This is a genomic window from Rhizobium sp. BK316 (genome assembly GCF_014193695.1).
GTDB lineage: Bacteria > Pseudomonadota > Alphaproteobacteria > Rhizobiales > Rhizobiaceae > Rhizobium.
Window position 1 is genome coordinate 96593 of the sequence record NZ_JACHZR010000010.1, and the last position, 16138, is coordinate 112730.

Genomic DNA, 16138 nt, shown 5'->3' on the forward strand with positions numbered 1-16138 from the left:
TATGGTTTACAAATGGTATCAGGCTGCTTGCTTGCGCGGCTTGACGAGACCCCGATTGACGAGCAGTTCGGCGATCTGGATGGCGTTGAGAGCTGCACCCTTGCGCAGGTTGTCGGAGACCACCCAGATGTTGAGGCCGTTCTCGACGGTTGCGTCCTCGCGGATGCGCGAGATGTAGGTCGCGTCCTCACCGGCAGATTCGTAAGGCGTGATGTAACCGCCGTCCTCGCGCTTGTCGATGACGAGGCAGCCCGGTGCCTCGCGCAGGATATCGCGGGCCTGGTCGGCGGTGATTTCGTTTTCGAATTCAATGTTGACCGATTCCGAATGGCCGATGAAGACGGGAACGCGAACCGCGGTGCAGGTCACCTTGATCTTCGGGTCCAGCATCTTCTTCGTTTCAGCCAGAACCTTCCATTCTTCCTTCGTATAGCCGTCTTCCATGAAGGTATCGATATGCGGGATGACGTTGAAGGCGATGCGCTTGGTGAACTTCTTGTTCTCGATCGGATCGGCAACGAAGACGGCACGCGTCTGGTTGAAGAGCTCGTCCATGCCATCCTTACCGGCACCGGAGACCGACTGATAGGTGGAGATGACGACACGCTTGATCTTGGCGAAGTCGTGCAAGGGCTTCAGCGCAACGACGAGCTGGGCGGTCGAGCAATTCGGGTTGGCGATGATGTTGCGCTTGGTAAAAAGCGAGATCGCGTCCGGATTTACTTCCGGAACGATCAGTGGCACCTCGGCGTCATAGCGCCAGGCCGAGGAATTGTCGATGACGACGCAGCCCTGTTGGCCGATCTTCGGGGAGACGCGCTTGGAAACTTCGCCACCGGCCGACATCAGGCAGATATCGGTGTCGGAGAAATCGTAGTTCTCCAGGTTGGAGACTTTCAGCGTCCGGTCGCCGTAGGAAACCTCCGTACCCTGGGAGCGGGCCGAGGCAAGTGCTACGACTTCATCGGCCGGGAAACCGCGCTCGGAGAGAATGTTGAGCATTTCCCGCCCGACATTTCCGGTCGCTCCCGCAACTGCAACTTTGAAACCCATTTCTCAAGCTCTCTTTCTCTTCTCTCCTCTTGTCCGTGAGGGGGAAGCGCGAAATTATCGCGGCTTCCTGTCCCCAGCCGGGCCGGGGAGAGAGCGGCAGGCCAGAGACGTCAGACGGTTTTCGTCGTCGTTTTGGCCTTGGTTTTGGAAGAAACCGGAACGGCAAAATCCAGCCCGGCATCTTCTGCCGGGTGATTGTGCTCAGCGATGGCGTGCTCGTAGCGAACCATGGATATTCCTTTTCCACCGTTGCTCATAAAAGGTTTTCCACAGGAGTCAAGGTTTTTGCGCATGCAGTTGGAGCAGGCAGAGGGCACCATTGCCGGGCGGCATCGACCCCGTTGTAATGACTGCAACGAAAAACAGAGGGGGTCCATGCGTATGCTTCTCGCGGTTTTCGCGGGGCGTGCCGTACCTGCGGTGATCCACGCACAAAAATTAGACTAAAGTCATAATCCCAAAGCATCCCTCTTTCTGACTCGTCTTTTCTGTCAAACTTCCGTCAGGCGTGTCGTGGCCAGAAGTATGCTGTGAGGAGAGTAGGCCGCGATCGTTGCTCATCACTCTGTGGAGGACAGACAATGGCAGATGTCGCAAGCGTCGACGGTGTGAAAGCCGGTCCGATGACGGGCGAGGAGAAGAAGGTCATCTTCGCCTCGTCGCTCGGCACGGTTTTCGAATGGTATGATTTCTATCTTTACGGTTCGCTCGCCACCTATATCGGCGCGACCTATTTCACCCAGTATCCGGAAGCGACGCGTAACATCTTCACGCTGCTCGCCTTCGCTGCGGGCTTCCTCGTGCGTCCGTTCGGCGCATTGGTCTTCGGCCGCCTCGGCGATCTCGTCGGCCGTAAATACACCTTCCTGGTGACGATTCTCATCATGGGTATGTCGACCTTCCTGGTCGGCATCTTGCCGGGGGCTGCCTCAATCGGCATCGCAGCTCCGATCATCCTGATCGGCCTGCGCCTGCTGCAGGGCTTGGCTCTCGGTGGCGAATATGGCGGTGCGGCGACTTATGTTGCCGAACACGCGCCGAACGGCCGCCGCGGCTACTTTACGTCCTGGATCCAGACGACGGCAACGCTTGGCCTTTTCCTGTCGCTGATCGTCATCGTCACGGTCCAGTCGATCATGGGCTCGACCGCCTTCGCCGCCTGGGGCTGGCGTATTCCGTTCCTCGTTTCGGTCGTCCTGCTCGGTATTTCCGTCTGGATCCGGTTGAAGATGAACGAGTCACCCGCCTTCCAGCGCATGAAGGCGGAAGGCAAGGGATCGAAGGCACCGCTGACGGAAGCATTCGGCCAGTGGAAGAATGCCAAGATCGCGCTGATCGCGCTTCTCGGCGCTACCATGGGCCAGGCGGTCATCTGGTACGGCGGTCAGTTCTATGCCCTGTTCTTCCTGCAGAACGTGCTGAAGGTCGATTTGCAGTCGGCCAACATCATGGTGGCGATCGCCCTGTTCCTCGCCACGCCATTCTTCGTCATCTTCGGCGGACTGTCGGACAGGATCGGCCGCAAGCCGATTATCATGGCGGGCCTGCTGATTGCGGCGGTCACCTACTTCCCGCTGTTCAAGGCGATGACTTACACGGCAAATCCAGCTCTCTTTGAGGCACAGGCGACGATCCGGGCAACGGTAACGGCCGATCCGGCGGATTGCAGATTCCAGTTCAATCCGACGGGCACCTCCAAGTTCACCAGTTCTTGCGATATCGCAACAGCGTTTCTGACCAAAAACTCGGTGCCTTATGATGTGGTGTCAGGTCCGGCCGGCCAGCCAGCAATCGTGAAGATCGGTGATCGTACGATCACCAGTTTCGATGCCGTCGCAGCCGGTGCCGATGCGGCCAAGACCAATGCGGCCTTCGAAAAGAACGTCAATCTTGCTCTTCATGATGCTGGCTACCCGCTGAAGCGCGGTGCGGCTAGGGTTGCGGATGCCAAGCTCGATGCCTTCATTGCCGCCAATCCGGAACTCGCTCTCAACGCCGATGCGATACGCGCCGGTCAGAAGGAAACACTGCCAGCCGACAAACTCGTTGCCGGCAAGTTGCTGACGGCGGATGAGGCGAAAGGCATCACAGACATGGCCGTGTTCACGATCCCTGGCGGTGGTTCGTTCGCGATGGTGGCCGATCCTGCTCGCGTCAACTGGGTTGGTACGACCGCCATCCTGTTCGTGCTCGTGCTCTACGTGACGATGGTCTACGGCCCGATCGCGGCCCTGCTGGTCGAGCTCTTTCCGACCCGCATTCGCTATACCGGCATGTCGCTGCCTTATCATATCGGCAACGGCTGGTTCGGCGGCCTGCTGCCTGCTACGGCCTTCGCGATGAGTGCGGCCGCCGGCAACATTTATTATGGCCTCTGGTATCCGATCGTCTTCGCGGCGATCACGCTGGTCATCGGCGTGCTGTTCCTGCCGGAAACCAAGAACCGGGATATTCATGCGCTGGATTAAGGCGTGGCGAACATATTGAAATCAAAGACCCCGGCGCTCGAAAGGCGCCGGGTTTTTCATGTGCCAATTTTCTCAGGCGCCATTTCTTATGCGTCTGGGAAGTATCGCTTGGACATCGGCCAGCCATCCGGCGCAAGTTTGAAAAGCAGGCCGTAACGGGCATAGACGATTGCCGTCAGCAGCGAGAACCAGGCGCCGAAGGCGAGGCCGGCAATGACATCGCTCGGATAGTGCGCGCCGACCATGACACGCGTCATGCCGAACCAGATGGCGCAAGCGATAAAGGGAACCCGGTAGCGCGGGAAGAGCAGGGCAAGGGCGGCAAAGAAAGCGCCCACCGTGGTCGAATGACCTGACGGGAAGCTCTCCAGTGCTGCATGGCCGGAGAAGGGCGTGAAGGAAAGCACGCCGAGATCCTGGAAATGTTCGGGGCGCGCGCGACCGATCGTGCGTTTCAGAAGGTTTGCGAGCAGGCCGGAAAAGACGACGGTCGTGAACAGATAGGCGCCGATCCAGCTTACATAGAGCGCCTGGGCCTTGGCCCTTGCGCTTTTCAAGAGCTTGTAGCCAGCTCTGCCGTGGAAGAAGAGCAGGACGCTGGTGAGGATCAGCCAGGCGGAATCGCCGAAATCGGTCAACATCTCCCCGAAGCGTTGAATGGGTTCCGGCAGGTGGCCGGCACCAATCGGTGCATCGAAGATCAGCATGGAAAGGGTGACGGCGTTCAGCGTAATGAAAAGACATGCGCGCCACCGCAATGGTGGCATGACGCATCCATTTCTGCGCCAGCGCCTGTCCAAGGAGACTAAAAGTTCCCGCATTCCTACTATCCGTATAACCCTTGGGTATGAGATAGGCGGTAAAAATGCACAGGATTACGACAGAGAACGGCTTCCTCAGATAATTCTTTTTAATCTTGGTAACGACCGCTCTGGACGCCGATGGATAAGACCGTGCCAACTAAAAAGCCCTCCGCACGGGTGCGAAGGGCCGAAAGCGTTTCACGTGAAATATCAGGCAGAAAGTGCCTTGAACTCGTTGAGGATGGCGTCACCCATCTCGACGGTGCCGACCTGGCGGCTGCCTGGTGCCATGATGTCGCCAGTGCGGATACCCTTGTCGAGCACGTTGGCTATCGCCTTTTCAAGGTTATCTGCTTCCTCGACCAGGTTGAAGGAATAGCGAAGGCACATGGCGAAGGAGGCAATCATGGCAATCGGATTGGCGATACCCTTGCCGGCAATGTCAGGTGCCGAGCCGTGAACCGGCTCATAAAGCGCCTTGCGCTTGCCCGTCTTTCCGTCAGGTGCTCCGAGCGAGGCCGACGGCAGCATCCCGAGCGAGCCGGTCAGCATGGCGGCAACGTCTGACAGCATGTCGCCGAAGAGGTTATCGGTGACGATGACGTCGAACTGCTTCGGCTGGCGCACGAGCTGCATGCCGCCGGCATCGGCCAGCATATGCTCCAACTGCACGTCGGAATATTTCGCCTTATGCGTTTCGGTCACGACCTGGTTCCAGAGCACGCCTGATTTCATGACGTTGCGCTTTTCCATCGAGCAGACGCGGTTGTTGCGGGTGCGGGCCATTTCAAAGGCGACACCGGCGATACGCTCGATCTCGTAAGTGTCGTAAACCTGGGTATCGATGCCGCGCTTCTGGCCATTGCCGAGATCGATGATTTCCTTCGGCTCGCCGAAGTAAACACCGCCCGTCAGCTCGCGGATGATGAGGATGTCGAGACCCTCGACCAGTTCCGGCTTCAGTGAGGAAGCGGAAGCAAGTGCGGGATAGCAGATCGCCGGACGCAGATTGGCGAAGAGTTCCAGATCCTTGCGCAGGCGCAGCAGGCCAGCTTCCGGGCGCACTTCGTAGGGAACACTATCCCATTTCGGGCCGCCGACGGCGCCGAAGAGCACGGCATCGGCGGCAAGCGCCTTCTTCATGTCGTCTTCGGAGATTGCCGCACCATGTGCATCATAGGCGCAGCCGCCAACGAGGCCTTCGTCGGTGACGAAGCCGGCATTCATTGCCTCGTTCATATAGGCGATGATCTTGCGGACCTCGCCCATGGCTTCGGGGCCGATGCCGTCGCCCGGCAGCAGGAAAAGATTGCGCACTGTCATGAAAGCCTCCGCGGAAAAACAGGTTGCGGTTTCTTAGACCCCGGAAATGGGCATTTCAAGCGAGAGAAAGGGTGAATCGGTACGCTTGCCTCCGCGTCATGTGATGTCCGGCAAGGTTGCTCCCGTGGCCGTAAACGGGCTAGAACGACAGCCCTGCCTGTTCTTTTCCGGATATTCTCCCATGTCTTTCGCGCCTCTCCATCTTGATACGCCCCTCGTCCAAACCGCGGCTGATTACAGCCTCAGCGGCAAGCCGCTCTGGCTGAAGCTCGATGCGCTGCAGCCCTCCGGCAGCTTCAAGCTGCGGGGGGTCGGCCGGCTTTGCCAGCACGAGGTTGAAAACGGTGCGCGCGAGATCTTTTGCGCCTCCGGCGGCAATGCCGGCATTGCGGCAGCCTATGCCGGGCGGGCGCTCGGCGTGCCGGTCACCATCGTGGTGCCAGAGACGACGGCGCCGGACGTGCGCCGGACGATTGCCGCAACGGGCGCCAATGTGCTGGTCCATGGATCTGTCTTTGATGAGGCCAATGCGCATGCGATCGAACTTGCTGGGAACCGCAAGGCGACTTATGTGCATCCTTTCGACCATCCGCTCCTGTGGGATGGCCATGCCACGCTGATCGACGAAGTCGTCGCGAAGGGTGCCAAGTTCGATTGCGTCGTTACCAGTGTCGGCGGTGGCGGGCTGCTTGCCGGCATTGTCGAAGGGTTGAAGCGGAACGGGCTTTCCGACGTGCCTGTTATTGCCGTCGAGACAGAAGGGGCGGCCTCCTTCAATGCCAGCCTCAAGGCCAATGAGCGTGTTTCGCTTCCGGCCATCACCTCGATTGCCACGTCGCTTGGCGCGCGGCAGGTGGCGCGATATGTTTTCGACCTGCCGAAACATCATCCGATCGAAAGCGTTCTCGTCAGCGATGCCGATGCCGTGGCCGCCTGCCTGAAATTTGCCGACGCGCAGCGCATTCTGGTGGAGCCGGCCTGCGGTGCGGCGCTTGCCGTTGCGGACGTGCATGCCGGTCTGCTCTCCCGCTTCGACAATCCGCTGATCGAAGTTTGCGGCGGCATCGGCGTGTCGCTCGAAAAGCTTGATGCCTGGAAAGAGAAGTTTCTCTGAGCTGCGACCAAAGAAAAGAAAAAGCCGGGCGAGAAGCCCGGCTTGATTGATAGGCAATTCGTCGGGGCTCAGGCGGCCCAGGGATGCGAGGCGACGTTCTTCTTTTCGAAGTCGTCGATCGCCTTGCCCTTTTCCATCGTCAGGCCGATATCGTCGAGACCGTTCAGCAGGCAGTGACGCTTGAATTCATCGAGGGCGAACTTGATCGAGCCGCCGTCCGGACCGGTGATTTCGAGGTTTTCAAGGTCGACGGTCAGAACAGCGTTGGAGCCGCGCTCGGCATCGTCCATCAGCTTGTCGAGGTCTTCCTGGCTGACCTTGATCGGCAGGATGCCGTTCTTGAAGCAGTTGTTGTAGAAAATGTCGGCGAAGCTGGTGGAGATCACGCAGCGGATGCCGAAATCGAGCAGTGCCCACGGAGCATGCTCACGCGAGGAGCCGCAGCCGAAGTTATCACCTGCGACGAGGATCTTGGCATCGCGGTAGGCCGGCTTGTTCAGCACGAAATCAGGGTTTTCGGAGCCGTCTTCATTGTAACGGGCTTCGGCGAAAAGGCCTTTGCCAAGGCCGGTGCGCTTGATGGTCTTCAGATAGTCCTTCGGAATGATCATGTCGGTGTCGATATTGACGACCGGCAGGGGCGCTGCAACGCCCGTGAGCTTCACGAATTTATCCATGACCCATGCTCCATTTCAGCAAAACGTACTTTCTGATTTTGCATCTATTCCAGTTTTCCGCCGAAATGAAGAAGAATCTTTCGCTGACGGAGGCCACGCGACGTTTCGCGCAGCCGGCCAATTGTGTGTCTTCTTACTTCGATGGTGCATTCAGGCCCCAGAGGACGCCAAACGGATCGCGAAGCTGGCCGTAGCGATCGCCCCAGAACATCAGTTCGACCGGCATGACGACTTCGGCGCCGGCAGCGACTGCGCGGTCCCACCAGAAATCGATATCGTCGATCACCAATTGTATGGCGAAGCCCTCGTGGCCTTTGAAGGGGTGGCCATATTCCGGATAGGCATCCGACAGCATCAGCGAGCTGCCGTTGATATAGAGATGCACATGCATCGTCCGGCCGCTTTCATCTGATGGTACGAGATAGGCTTCTTCGGCGCCGAAAGCCTTCTTGTAGAATTCCGCAGCCTTTACTGCGCCGTCGACCGTCAGATAGGGAAGCAGCCCATTCTTGACCGGCGGCATCTTGGTCTGGTTGCTCTCCGTCGCATCCATGCTCGTCCTCCATTCGTTTTTAAAGTGCCGGCCGAATGCCTGGCTGCTTCAAGGACGTAGTATGGGAACGTGAGCCGACAATGTCGGTCAGAATTTTCAGCGAAAAGCGATCAGAGATCGATGATCGTGCCGCGGCCGTCGTTCCAGATGCGCATCTCGCGCTTGCCATCGGCGCGGGCACGGACGGGAGCGGGCTTCATCTTCATCGAAAGGGCGCGGCCGACCATGAGCACGGTCAGGATGCCGCCGACGGCGAGTGTGACCGAGAAGGTAAGAAGCAGCATGGCCACGAAAACGGTGGCGCCGGCAAGCATGAAGAAGATGGAGCGAATGTTCTGCATTGGTTAGAGACCTTTCTACGGAAAGGAATGTGGTCCTTCTTTTTCCTCTCTGCAAGGTAAGCATGGCTTTTTGTTGTCTTGCAGGGCTTTGCGAAGCTTGGCACTAATTGTTCATGAGCCGAACACCACCTCTTCGTTCCCAGCGTCTGCGCCGCTCGGTGCTGAGCGTGCCCGCCATCAATGCGCGGGCGCTTGAAAAGACCCATTCCCTTGATTGCGATGCGGTTATTTTCGATCTGGAGGATTCCGTCGCGCCCGAGAAGAAGGCAGAAGCGCGAGACAATCTGAAGGCCTTTTTTGCCGGGCCTCCGCTCGAGAGCAAGGAAAGGATCATCCGTATCAATTCTTTGTCATCCGGATTCGGGCTGGCGGATCTGGAACTCGTCAAGGCGCTTTCGCCCGATGCCGTTCTGCTTCCAAAGGTGGATGAGCCACAGGATGTGACTGATATCAGCGACTTGCTTGCCGAGGCTTATGCGCCGGAGGAATTGCGCATCTGGGCGATGATCGAGACGCCGCGCGGCGTGCTGAATGCCGCAGCGATTGCCGAATCCGGTCGCACGCCGGGATCGCGGGTCGATTGTCTGGTCGTCGGGCTCAATGATCTGCGCAAGGAAACGGGCGTTTTGCCGCAGTCGGGGCGGACCTATCTCGTGCCCTGGCTGATGCAGGTCGTTCTGGCGGTAAAGGCCTATGGTCTCGATGCGCTCGACAGCGTGTTCAACGATTTCCGGGATAGCGATGGCTTCGATGCCGAATGCGGGCAGGGCCGCGCCATGGGCTTTGCCGGCAAGATGCTGATCCATCCGGCGCAGATTGCAGCCGCCAACCGGCATTTCGGGCCGAGCGCGGAAGAGATTGCGGAGGCGGAGGCCATCATTGCCGCCTTCGCCGATCCGGTCACCAAGGAACTCAATGTCATCAATGCGAACGGACGGATGATCGAGCGGCTGCATCTTGTCCAGGCGGAAGCTCTAGTCCATAAAGCTCGCCTGATTTCTGCAAGAAAGCCCGCCTGATGAAACTCTATCGCTTCCTGACCGGTCCCGACGACGCTTCCTTCTGCCACAAGGTGACGGCGGTGCTGAACAAGGGCTGGTCGCTGTCCGGTTCGCCCACCTATGCCTTCAATGCTGCGACTGGCCAGATGCAGTGCGGCCAGTCGGTCGTCAAGGAGGTCGAGGGCAAGGATTATCATCCGGACATGAAGCTGTCCGAGCAATAAGGTCAGCGTTCGGCCGCTTCTTCGGCGCTTGCCTCGATGCGCTCCATGTCATCGTCGCTGAGGCCGAAGTGGTGGCCGATTTCATGGATCAGCACATGGGTGATGATATCACCCAGTGTTTCGTCGTTTTCGGCCCAGTAATCGAGGATCGGACGGCGATAGAGGCGGATGCGGTTCGGCATCTCGCCTGTTTCCACGGTAAAGCGCTCCGAAATGCCGCGCCCCTCGAAAAGGCCGAGCAGGTCAAAGGGTGTTTCCAGCGCCATATCCTCGAAAACTTCGTCATCGGGGAAGTCTTCGATTTCGATGGTCAGATTGGTCGTCAGCTTGCGAAATTCGTCCGGCAGGTGACTGTAGGCCTCCATTGCCAGCGACTCGAAGGTGCTGATCGTCGGCGCATGGCGGTCTTGCCAATCATCGCTCTGGTCTATGCGGGCCATAAGTATTCCTTCCTTTGTCGGCCCATATAAAGCCTTTATCGCCGATTTTCGAGTGTGGAATCAAAGGCAGGAATAAATTCTTATGAAATGATCATTGACTCTTCATTAGAGCTCTGGAATCTATAAGAACATAACAGGAACAAGACGGATGGAGAGAACGCCATGGCGCAGACCGCCCTGGCGCGCGAGCGGCTTTTTGCGCTCCGCGAAACCATTGCCCGACTGGAGGGAAAACCCGCGCCGGCGCTTGCTGCGGCGGAACGGGAAACCCTGGCGGAAGGACGCGAGAGCCGTCAGGAGCACATTCTGCCTCGGCTGTCTTTTGGCATTGAACCGTTCGATAAGGCCCTGGAAGGCGGTCTGCAGCTCGATGCGATTACCGAGTTCCGCGCGGCGAGTTCCGGCGATGCAGGGGCGGCGAGTGGACTGGCGATGGCCATTGCGGCGCGACTGCAGAAGCAGGAGGAGGACACCGGCAGGCTGCTGCCGTTGCTCTGGATCGGTGATGCCGTCGGCACACTGGAGGCGGGTCGCCCCTATGCTCCGGGGCTGAAGGATTTCGGGCTGAAGCCGGAAAGGTTTTTCCATGCCGCGCCGCGCAAGCTGGAGGATGCGCTCTGGCTGGCGGAAGTGGCCATCGAAAGTGCTGCCTTCTCGGCCATCGTCTTCGAAGTGCGCGGCAATCCCTTGCATTTCGGCCTGACCGAAAGCCGCCGGCTCAGTCTCAGGGCACGCGCCGTCCGTCGTCCGCTCTTTCTCGTCCGCCAGGCCGGGGAGGAGGAGGCGAGCAGCGCTGCCTTCCGCCTGCATGTCGAACCGGCGCCGTCTGACCTGCGGCCGCTGCCGGACGGATCAAAACTTTCCGGCAGCATCGGCAATCCGATTTTCCGTCTCACGCTGGAGAAGAGCCGCAATCCGGCCCCGCTCTCCTTTCTTCTGGAGTGGAACCCCCATGAACGCGAATTTCTCCCCGTCGACGAACCAGGTTTCGCTCGTCCTCCAGGCGAACAGTCAGCGCATTCTGGCGCTCAGCTTTCCGCATCTGGCGACGGACCGCATCGCGCGCAAGCGATGGGGTCTGTCCTGGCGTTCGAAAGGGCGTCCTGAAGCGTCACCGATCGTCTGTTCCGGCAAGTTCAACAATGCCATGCGGCTGACGGCGCTGGACGAGTTCGCCGAGAAGCTGGGATTGAGGAAGGAACAGGGCGTTGCCGAAGCGCGCGCCATGTATCCGGCGCTCGATGTCGTGGAAGAGGATCCTGCGGCCGACCGCCGGCTGCTGGAAGCGATCGCCGACTGGTGCGACCGCTATACGCCGATGGTAGCGCTCGACGGTAAGGACGGGCTGTTTCTCGATATTACCGGCTGTGCCCATCTCTTCGGCGGTGAAAGCGCGCTTCTCAAGGATATCCTGTCGCGGCTCTTCCATATGGGGCTCGATGTGCGCGGCGCGATCTCCTCATCGCCGGGTCTTTCCTGGGCCGTCTCCCGCTTCGGACAAGGCGTCGTCGTGGAGGATGAGGAGAGTGAGCGTATGCTGATGCCGCTGCCCGTCGCGGCCTTACGGCTGGAAGGCCAGACTGTCGATGCCTTGAGGAAGCTCGGCCTCAAATATGTCGGCGACGTCATCCATGCGCCACGGGCGCCGCTGACCCGCCGCTTCGGGCCGACACTGCTGCTGCGCCTCGATCAAGCACTGGGACGCGAGGAAGAGCCGATCTCGCCCCGGCGTCCCGTCGCCAGCCTTTCGTCCGAACGCCGCCTGGTCGAGCCGATCGGAACGGAAGAACAGATCCTTGCCGTCACCGGACAGGTTGCCGTGTCACTGAAACCGTCACTGGAGGCGCGAGGCGCTGGTGGAAGGGTGTTCGAGCTGGTGCTGTTTCGCGTCGATGGCAGGGTTTTCCGCATTTCCGTCGGCGCTTCGCGGCCAATTCGCGAACCGAAGCTCGTCGCAGGGCTATTTTCGGAGCGGCTGCAGGTTATCTACGACGATATCGATGCCGGCTATGGTTTCGAGATCCTGCGCCTGAACGTGCTGCGGCATGATCCGTTCAATGATGCACAGGGCGATTTCGAAGGCGATCGGCAAGGGGAAATCTCGCTTTCGAGTTTTGTCGACCGTGTTGCGGCGCGGCTTGGCGCGGATTGCCTGCAGAGTTTTCAACTTCGCGAGAGCCACGTGCCTGAACGCGCCGTGATCACGGTGCCGGCAATGGAAAGCCTTCCGGCTCGGGGCAAAACAGAGCAGGGCCACGCCCTCCCTTTCCGCGAGGAGAGGCCTCTGCGGCTCTTTGCAACGCCCGAGCCTGTCGAGGTTGCATTTTCCGAAGTGCCTGACGGTGCACCGCAGACTTTCCGCTGGCGGCGCATGCAGCATCAGGTCGCAAGAAGCGAAGGGCCGGAACGGATCGCCATGGAATGGTGGATTGATGGCGACGATGTCCAGGCGCGCGACTATTTCCGGATCGAGGACGAGGTTGGCCATCGCTTTTGGATCTATCGCCGAGGTCTCTACGGTGAGGAGCCTGCTCCCCGCTGGTTTATGCATGGGGTTTTTGCATGAGGTCCGAACCCGCATTCTTCGAGATCGGTACGAGGACGAATTTTTCGTTTCTCGAAGGTGCTTCGAAACCGGAGGAGATGGTCGTACAGGCCGCCTGCCTGAAGCTCGGCGGCCTCGGCGTTGCGGACCGGAATTCGGTTGCCGGCGTGGTGCGCGCCCATGCGCAGGCACAGCAGCTTGAGGAGAGATACAGGAACAGGGATGCGATTTTAGCCGAGGCGAAGAAGAAAGGAAAAACGAAGATCATTCTTGATCCTATCCGGGTTCAGCCGGGCGCCCGCCTCGTTTTTTCGGATGGAACACCTGATGTCCTTGCCTATCCGCGCAACCGGAAAGGCTGGGCAAATCTCTGCCGCCTTCTGAGCGCGGGCAATCTGAAGGAAGAAGCGGTCAAGGGAACCTGTATCCTGACGGAAGCAGAGCTTATGGAATGGGGCGACGAGATGATGCTTGCCCTCGTCCCGGATCGGGCCGTCGTGAATGATCCGAACCGCCAGCCTGCTCTTGAAGAATATCTGGAACGGTTCCGAAAACGGTTCCGCAAGGCATTTTTCATGGTGCTGTCACCAGCCTATGACGGCTGCGACCGGCAGGCTTTTGCAGTACTTGCCATGCTTGCCGCCCGCAACCGGGTACCTCTGATTGCGACTAATCAGCCGCTCTATCACCATCCAGAGCGTCGGCCACTTTCGGATGTCGTGATCGCAATTCGGGAGCATGTGGAGATATCGGAAGCCGGGTTCCTTCTGGCGCCCAATGGAGAGCGGTATCTCAAGGATTCACGTGAAATATCCAGGGTCTTCCGGGATTACAGAGATGCGGTCGAGAATACGCAGTTGTTTTTCAGCAAGCTGAGTTTTTCGCTGAACGAGCTGAAACACAATTATCCCCCTGAAAACGATCCAGGTGAAACGCCACAGGAAACTCTCGTGAGGCTGACGAGAGCGGGTGCGCTAATACGCTATCCTGATGGCGTTCCGGAGAAAGTGGCCAAGCAGATCGACTACGAGCTAAAGCTCATCGGCGACAAGAATTACGCTTCCTATTTCCTGACGGTTTACAAGATCATTCATCATGCTCGTTATGAGCTCAAGGTTCTCTGCCAGGGACGTGGTTCGGCCGCCAATTCTGTTGTCTGCTACTGCCTTGAAATTACGGAAGTTAATCCTGAAAAATGTACCCTCCTTTTCGACCGTTTCATTTCGATGGATCGCCACGAGCCGCCGGATATTGATGTCGATTTCGAGCATGAACGGCGGGAAGAGGTTATTCAGTCCATATATAAAAGATATGGCCACGAGCATGCCGGTCTGACGGCTGCTGTTACCAGCTATCGTACCCGTTCGGCAGGCCGTGAAGTCGCCAAGGCCTTTGGTCTGTCGGAAGATGTACAGTCGGCGATCAGTAGTCTCGTCTGGGGGTGGTCGGAGGATAATCTCTCGGAGCGGGACGCGAAGGCGGCCGGCCTCGATATCAAGGATCCGGTGACACGGAACGTACTGAAATATGCTTCCGAGCTTTTGAGTTTTCCCCGTCACCTTACCCAGCATGTCGGCGGGTTCGTCATCACGCGGGACCGGCTCGATGAGGTGGTGCCGATCATGAAGACGGCGATGCCGGATCGCTACATGATCGAGTGGGACAAGGATGATCTCGACAATGTTGAAATCCTCAAGGTGGACGTGCTGGCGCTCGGTATGCTCACTTGCCTGCGACGAGCTTTCACGCTGCTTGAGCTGCATTACGAAGTAAAGAAGACGCTCGCCGATCTCGGCCATAAGGAGCATGGAAAGGAAGGTGAGGCGGTTTATAGGATGATGTGGCGAGCGGATACGCTTGGTGTCTTCCAGATCGAAAGCCGGGCGCAGATGAGTATGCTGCCGCGTCTTAAGCCCGATAGATTCTATGACCTTGTCATCGAAGTTGCCATTGTCCGGCCTGGGCCGATTCAGGGCAACATGGTTCATCCCTATTTGAAGCGTCGGGAAGACAAGAAAAAGAACATTCCGATCAAATATCCCAGCAAGGAACTGGAAACGGTGCTCGAGAGAACGCTTGGAGTTCCGCTGTTTCAAGAACAGGCTATGCAGATCGCCATCACCGCGGCAGGTTTTGCGCCTGCCGAGGCAGATCGGCTCCGACGGGCGATGGCGACCTTCAAAAGGACCGGCACGATCGGTAATTTCGAAAAGCGGTTCATCGATGGCATGGTCGAAAAGAATTACGACCGCGAGTTTGCGCAGCAATGCTTTAACCAGATCAAAGGTTTCGGCGAATACGGATTTCCGGAGAGCCATGCCGCTTCCTTCGCACTGCTCGTCTACGCCTCCTCATGGCTGAAGGCCTATTATCCCGATGTCTTTTGTGCGGCGATGCTGAATTCGCAGCCGATGGGCTTTTATGCGCCGGCTCAACTGGTGCGGGATGCACGTGAGCATGGGGTGAAAATCCTGCCGGCAGATATCAATCTGTCGAATTGGGAATGCACTCTGGAGGAGGCGGCTTTCGAGCCGGCAGCGATCGATTTCCGTCATGGCGAGATGCGAGAGGTCATCAAGACTCGTCATGCTGTTCGGCTCGGCTTTCTGCAGATCAAGGGCGTTTCCTCTGACGATATGGAGCAACTCGTGAAAAATCGCGGAGAGGGTTATAATTCGGTACGTGATCTCTGGCTGCGCTCCGGCCTGCAGAAATCTGCTATCGAACGGCTGGCGGATGCGGATGCCTTCCAATCCATCGGGCTGTCACGACGCCAGGCACTCTGGGCGGTTCGGGCGCTGGATGTGAAGAGTGCGACTGAGGAGCTGCCGCTTTTCGAGCAGGTCCGCCATATCGATCTTCAGCCCGAACCTCAGGCGAAGCTGCCGGACATGCTGCCGGGAGAACAGGTTATCGAGGACTACCGCTACCTGTCACTGTCGCTGAAGGCCCATCCCGTTTCCTTCCTGCGGGAGGAGCTACGCAAGGCAGGCGTGACGCGCAATGTCGATCTGCTACGCGTCGCGAATGGGAAGCGGGTCACGATCGCGGGGCTGGTGTTGGTGCGCCAGCGGCCGGGCTCTGCCAGCGGCGTGATCTTCATGACGCTGGAGGACGAGACTGGTGTTGCCAATGCGATCGTCTGGCCGAAAATGTTCGAAAAATACCGATCAGTCGTCATGGGAGCGCGATTGGTAAAAATCGTCGGCCGGCTGCAGAGCCAGAGTGGTGTCATCCATACTGTCGTCGAACATATCGAAGATATGACTCCGCTGCTCGGCATCCTTCAGCGCGAGGCGAGACGTTTCGGTGTGAGCGAGCGTTCGGACGAGGTGTTGCGACCGACGCAAGATCATCGGCAGCAGAAAAAAGCTGATGCACTGGCAAGGGATGAATTGGTCAGAAGGATCGGGGATGGACGATCGCCGGAGAGGGCGAGGGATGGCGATCTCGCCGAGACCGCAAGTGTCATGCCGCGCGGGCGCAATTTCCACTGATGGTCCCTAGGCAGCGGTGACGATTTAACTATTTGAGCCATATGGCGATAGCGGCGAGTTTGACGAAGCCCATGAAGTTTGCGAGCAACTTGTCATAGC

The 16138-nt window shown here is 58.5% G+C and carries 15 protein-coding genes; 7 read left to right on the plus strand and 8 right to left on the minus strand.

The genetic code is table 11. The features are described 5' to 3' along the window. Positions 1–18: 18 nt before the first annotated feature. Complete coding sequence (locus tag FHT87_RS30745) at positions 19–1053, minus strand: aspartate-semialdehyde dehydrogenase (RefSeq protein WP_183734560.1); 1035 nt, start codon at positions 1051–1053, stop codon at positions 19–21. Between the two features lie 110 nt (positions 1054–1163). Then, positions 1164–1373 carry a hypothetical protein gene (locus FHT87_RS30750; RefSeq protein ID WP_183734657.1) on the minus strand — a complete coding sequence of 70 codons (210 nt, stop codon included), beginning with the start codon at positions 1371–1373 and terminating at the stop codon, positions 1164–1166. A gap of 261 nt (positions 1374–1634) precedes the next feature. Here FHT87_RS30750 and FHT87_RS30755 point away from each other — a divergent pair, with 261 nt between their 5' ends. Next, positions 1635–3521 carry an MFS transporter gene (locus tag FHT87_RS30755; RefSeq protein WP_183734559.1) on the plus strand — a complete coding sequence of 629 codons (1887 nt, stop codon included), beginning with the start codon at positions 1635–1637 and terminating at the stop codon, positions 3519–3521. 86 nt (positions 3522–3607) lie between these two features. Here FHT87_RS30755 and lpxE read toward each other — a convergent pair whose 3' ends face one another. Continuing rightward, complete coding sequence (gene lpxE, locus FHT87_RS30760) at positions 3608–4342, minus strand: lipid A 1-phosphatase LpxE (protein WP_183734558.1); 735 nt, start codon at positions 4340–4342, stop codon at positions 3608–3610. Between the two features lie 192 nt (positions 4343–4534). Continuing rightward, positions 4535–5647, minus strand: a complete 1113-nt coding sequence (gene leuB / locus FHT87_RS30765; RefSeq protein WP_183806471.1) for a 3-isopropylmalate dehydrogenase — start codon at positions 5645–5647, stop codon at positions 4535–4537. Positions 5648–5828: 181 nt separating this feature from the next. On the opposite strand from leuB, the gene FHT87_RS30770 reads away from it, so the two are divergent. Continuing rightward, positions 5829–6761, plus strand: coding sequence for a pyridoxal-phosphate dependent enzyme (locus tag FHT87_RS30770; protein WP_183734556.1), 933 nt, complete (start codon positions 5829–5831; stop codon positions 6759–6761). A gap of 68 nt (positions 6762–6829) precedes the next feature. Here FHT87_RS30770 and leuD read toward each other — a convergent pair whose 3' ends face one another. The 3 genes from leuD to FHT87_RS30785 all read right to left on the minus strand — a co-directional run bounded on the left by leuD (position 6830) and on the right by FHT87_RS30785 (position 8332). After that, positions 6830–7438, minus strand: a complete 609-nt coding sequence (gene leuD / locus FHT87_RS30775; RefSeq protein ID WP_183734555.1) for a 3-isopropylmalate dehydratase small subunit — start codon at positions 7436–7438, stop codon at positions 6830–6832. Positions 7439–7571: 133 nt separating this feature from the next. After that, positions 7572–7991 (minus strand): glyoxalase/bleomycin resistance/extradiol dioxygenase family protein, encoded by a 420-nt coding sequence (locus FHT87_RS30780; RefSeq protein ID WP_183734554.1) that lies wholly within the window; start codon positions 7989–7991, stop codon positions 7572–7574. Between the two features lie 110 nt (positions 7992–8101). Beyond that, entirely contained in the window at positions 8102–8332 is a 231-nt protein-coding gene (locus FHT87_RS30785; protein WP_007824784.1) for a hypothetical protein, read from the minus strand. A 113-nt stretch (positions 8333–8445) separates the two neighbouring features. Here FHT87_RS30785 and FHT87_RS30790 point away from each other — a divergent pair, with 113 nt between their 5' ends. Both FHT87_RS30790 and FHT87_RS30795 read left to right on the plus strand, forming a co-directional pair. Then, positions 8446–9351 carry a CoA ester lyase gene (locus FHT87_RS30790; protein WP_183734553.1) on the plus strand — a complete coding sequence of 302 codons (906 nt, stop codon included), beginning with the start codon at positions 8446–8448 and terminating at the stop codon, positions 9349–9351. Further along, complete coding sequence (locus tag FHT87_RS30795) at positions 9351–9557, plus strand: DUF1737 domain-containing protein (protein ID WP_183734552.1); 207 nt, start codon at positions 9351–9353, stop codon at positions 9555–9557. Before FHT87_RS30790 ends, FHT87_RS30795 begins: the two co-directional genes overlap by 1 nt. A 2-nt stretch (positions 9558–9559) precedes the next feature. Here the strand turns inward: FHT87_RS30795 and FHT87_RS30800 are convergent, their stop codons facing one another. Continuing rightward, the gene (locus FHT87_RS30800) at positions 9560–9997 is read right to left on the minus strand and encodes a metallopeptidase family protein (RefSeq protein WP_183734551.1); all 438 of its coding nucleotides are present in this window, start codon (positions 9995–9997) and stop codon (positions 9560–9562) included. Positions 9998–10159: 162 nt separating this feature from the next. Between FHT87_RS30800 and FHT87_RS31355 the strand changes: the two genes are divergently transcribed. Genes FHT87_RS31355 through FHT87_RS30810 form a run of 3 tightly spaced genes read left to right on the plus strand, consistent with a single transcriptional unit; the run spans position 10160 to position 16039 of the window. Then, entirely contained in the window at positions 10160–11104 is a 945-nt protein-coding gene (locus tag FHT87_RS31355) for a hypothetical protein (protein ID WP_246699698.1), read from the plus strand. Between the two features lie 10 nt (positions 11105–11114). Further along, on the plus strand, positions 11115–12563 hold the full coding sequence (locus FHT87_RS30805; RefSeq protein ID WP_348649400.1) for a DNA polymerase Y family protein: 1449 nt from the start codon (positions 11115–11117) through the stop codon (positions 12561–12563). Continuing rightward, entirely contained in the window at positions 12560–16039 is a 3480-nt protein-coding gene (locus tag FHT87_RS30810) for an error-prone DNA polymerase (RefSeq protein ID WP_183734549.1), read from the plus strand. The genes FHT87_RS30805 and FHT87_RS30810 overlap by 4 nt, the downstream gene beginning before the upstream one ends. The last annotated feature ends 99 nt before the right edge of the window (positions 16040–16138 follow it).

Bases quoted from the DNA above. Each gene is read 5' to 3' on its own strand.
- FHT87_RS30745 (WP_183734560.1), bottom strand. From the start codon at position 1,053: ATGGGTTTCAAAGTTGCAGTTGCGGGAGCGACCGGAAATGTCGGGCGG.
- FHT87_RS30750 (WP_183734657.1), bottom strand. From the start codon at position 1,373: ATGGTGCCCTCTGCCTGCTCCAACTGCATGCGCAAAAACCTTGACTCC.
- FHT87_RS30755 (WP_183734559.1), top strand. From the start codon at position 1,635: ATGGCAGATGTCGCAAGCGTCGACGGTGTGAAAGCCGGTCCGATGACG.
- lpxE (WP_183734558.1), bottom strand. From the start codon at position 4,342: ATGCGGGAACTTTTAGTCTCCTTGGACAGGCGCTGGCGCAGAAATGGA.
- leuB (WP_183806471.1), bottom strand. From the start codon at position 5,647: ATGACAGTGCGCAATCTTTTCCTGCTGCCGGGCGACGGCATCGGCCCC.
- FHT87_RS30770 (WP_183734556.1), top strand. From the start codon at position 5,829: ATGTCTTTCGCGCCTCTCCATCTTGATACGCCCCTCGTCCAAACCGCG.
- leuD (WP_183734555.1), bottom strand. From the start codon at position 7,438: ATGGATAAATTCGTGAAGCTCACGGGCGTTGCAGCGCCCCTGCCGGTC.
- FHT87_RS30780 (WP_183734554.1), bottom strand. From the start codon at position 7,991: ATGGATGCGACGGAGAGCAACCAGACCAAGATGCCGCCGGTCAAGAAT.
- FHT87_RS30785 (WP_007824784.1), bottom strand. From the start codon at position 8,332: ATGCAGAACATTCGCTCCATCTTCTTCATGCTTGCCGGCGCCACCGTT.
- FHT87_RS30790 (WP_183734553.1), top strand. From the start codon at position 8,446: ATGAGCCGAACACCACCTCTTCGTTCCCAGCGTCTGCGCCGCTCGGTG.
- FHT87_RS30795 (WP_183734552.1), top strand. From the start codon at position 9,351: ATGAAACTCTATCGCTTCCTGACCGGTCCCGACGACGCTTCCTTCTGC.
- FHT87_RS30800 (WP_183734551.1), bottom strand. From the start codon at position 9,997: ATGGCCCGCATAGACCAGAGCGATGATTGGCAAGACCGCCATGCGCCG.
- FHT87_RS31355 (WP_246699698.1), top strand. From the start codon at position 10,160: ATGGCGCAGACCGCCCTGGCGCGCGAGCGGCTTTTTGCGCTCCGCGAA.
- FHT87_RS30810 (WP_183734549.1), top strand. From the start codon at position 12,560: ATGAGGTCCGAACCCGCATTCTTCGAGATCGGTACGAGGACGAATTTT.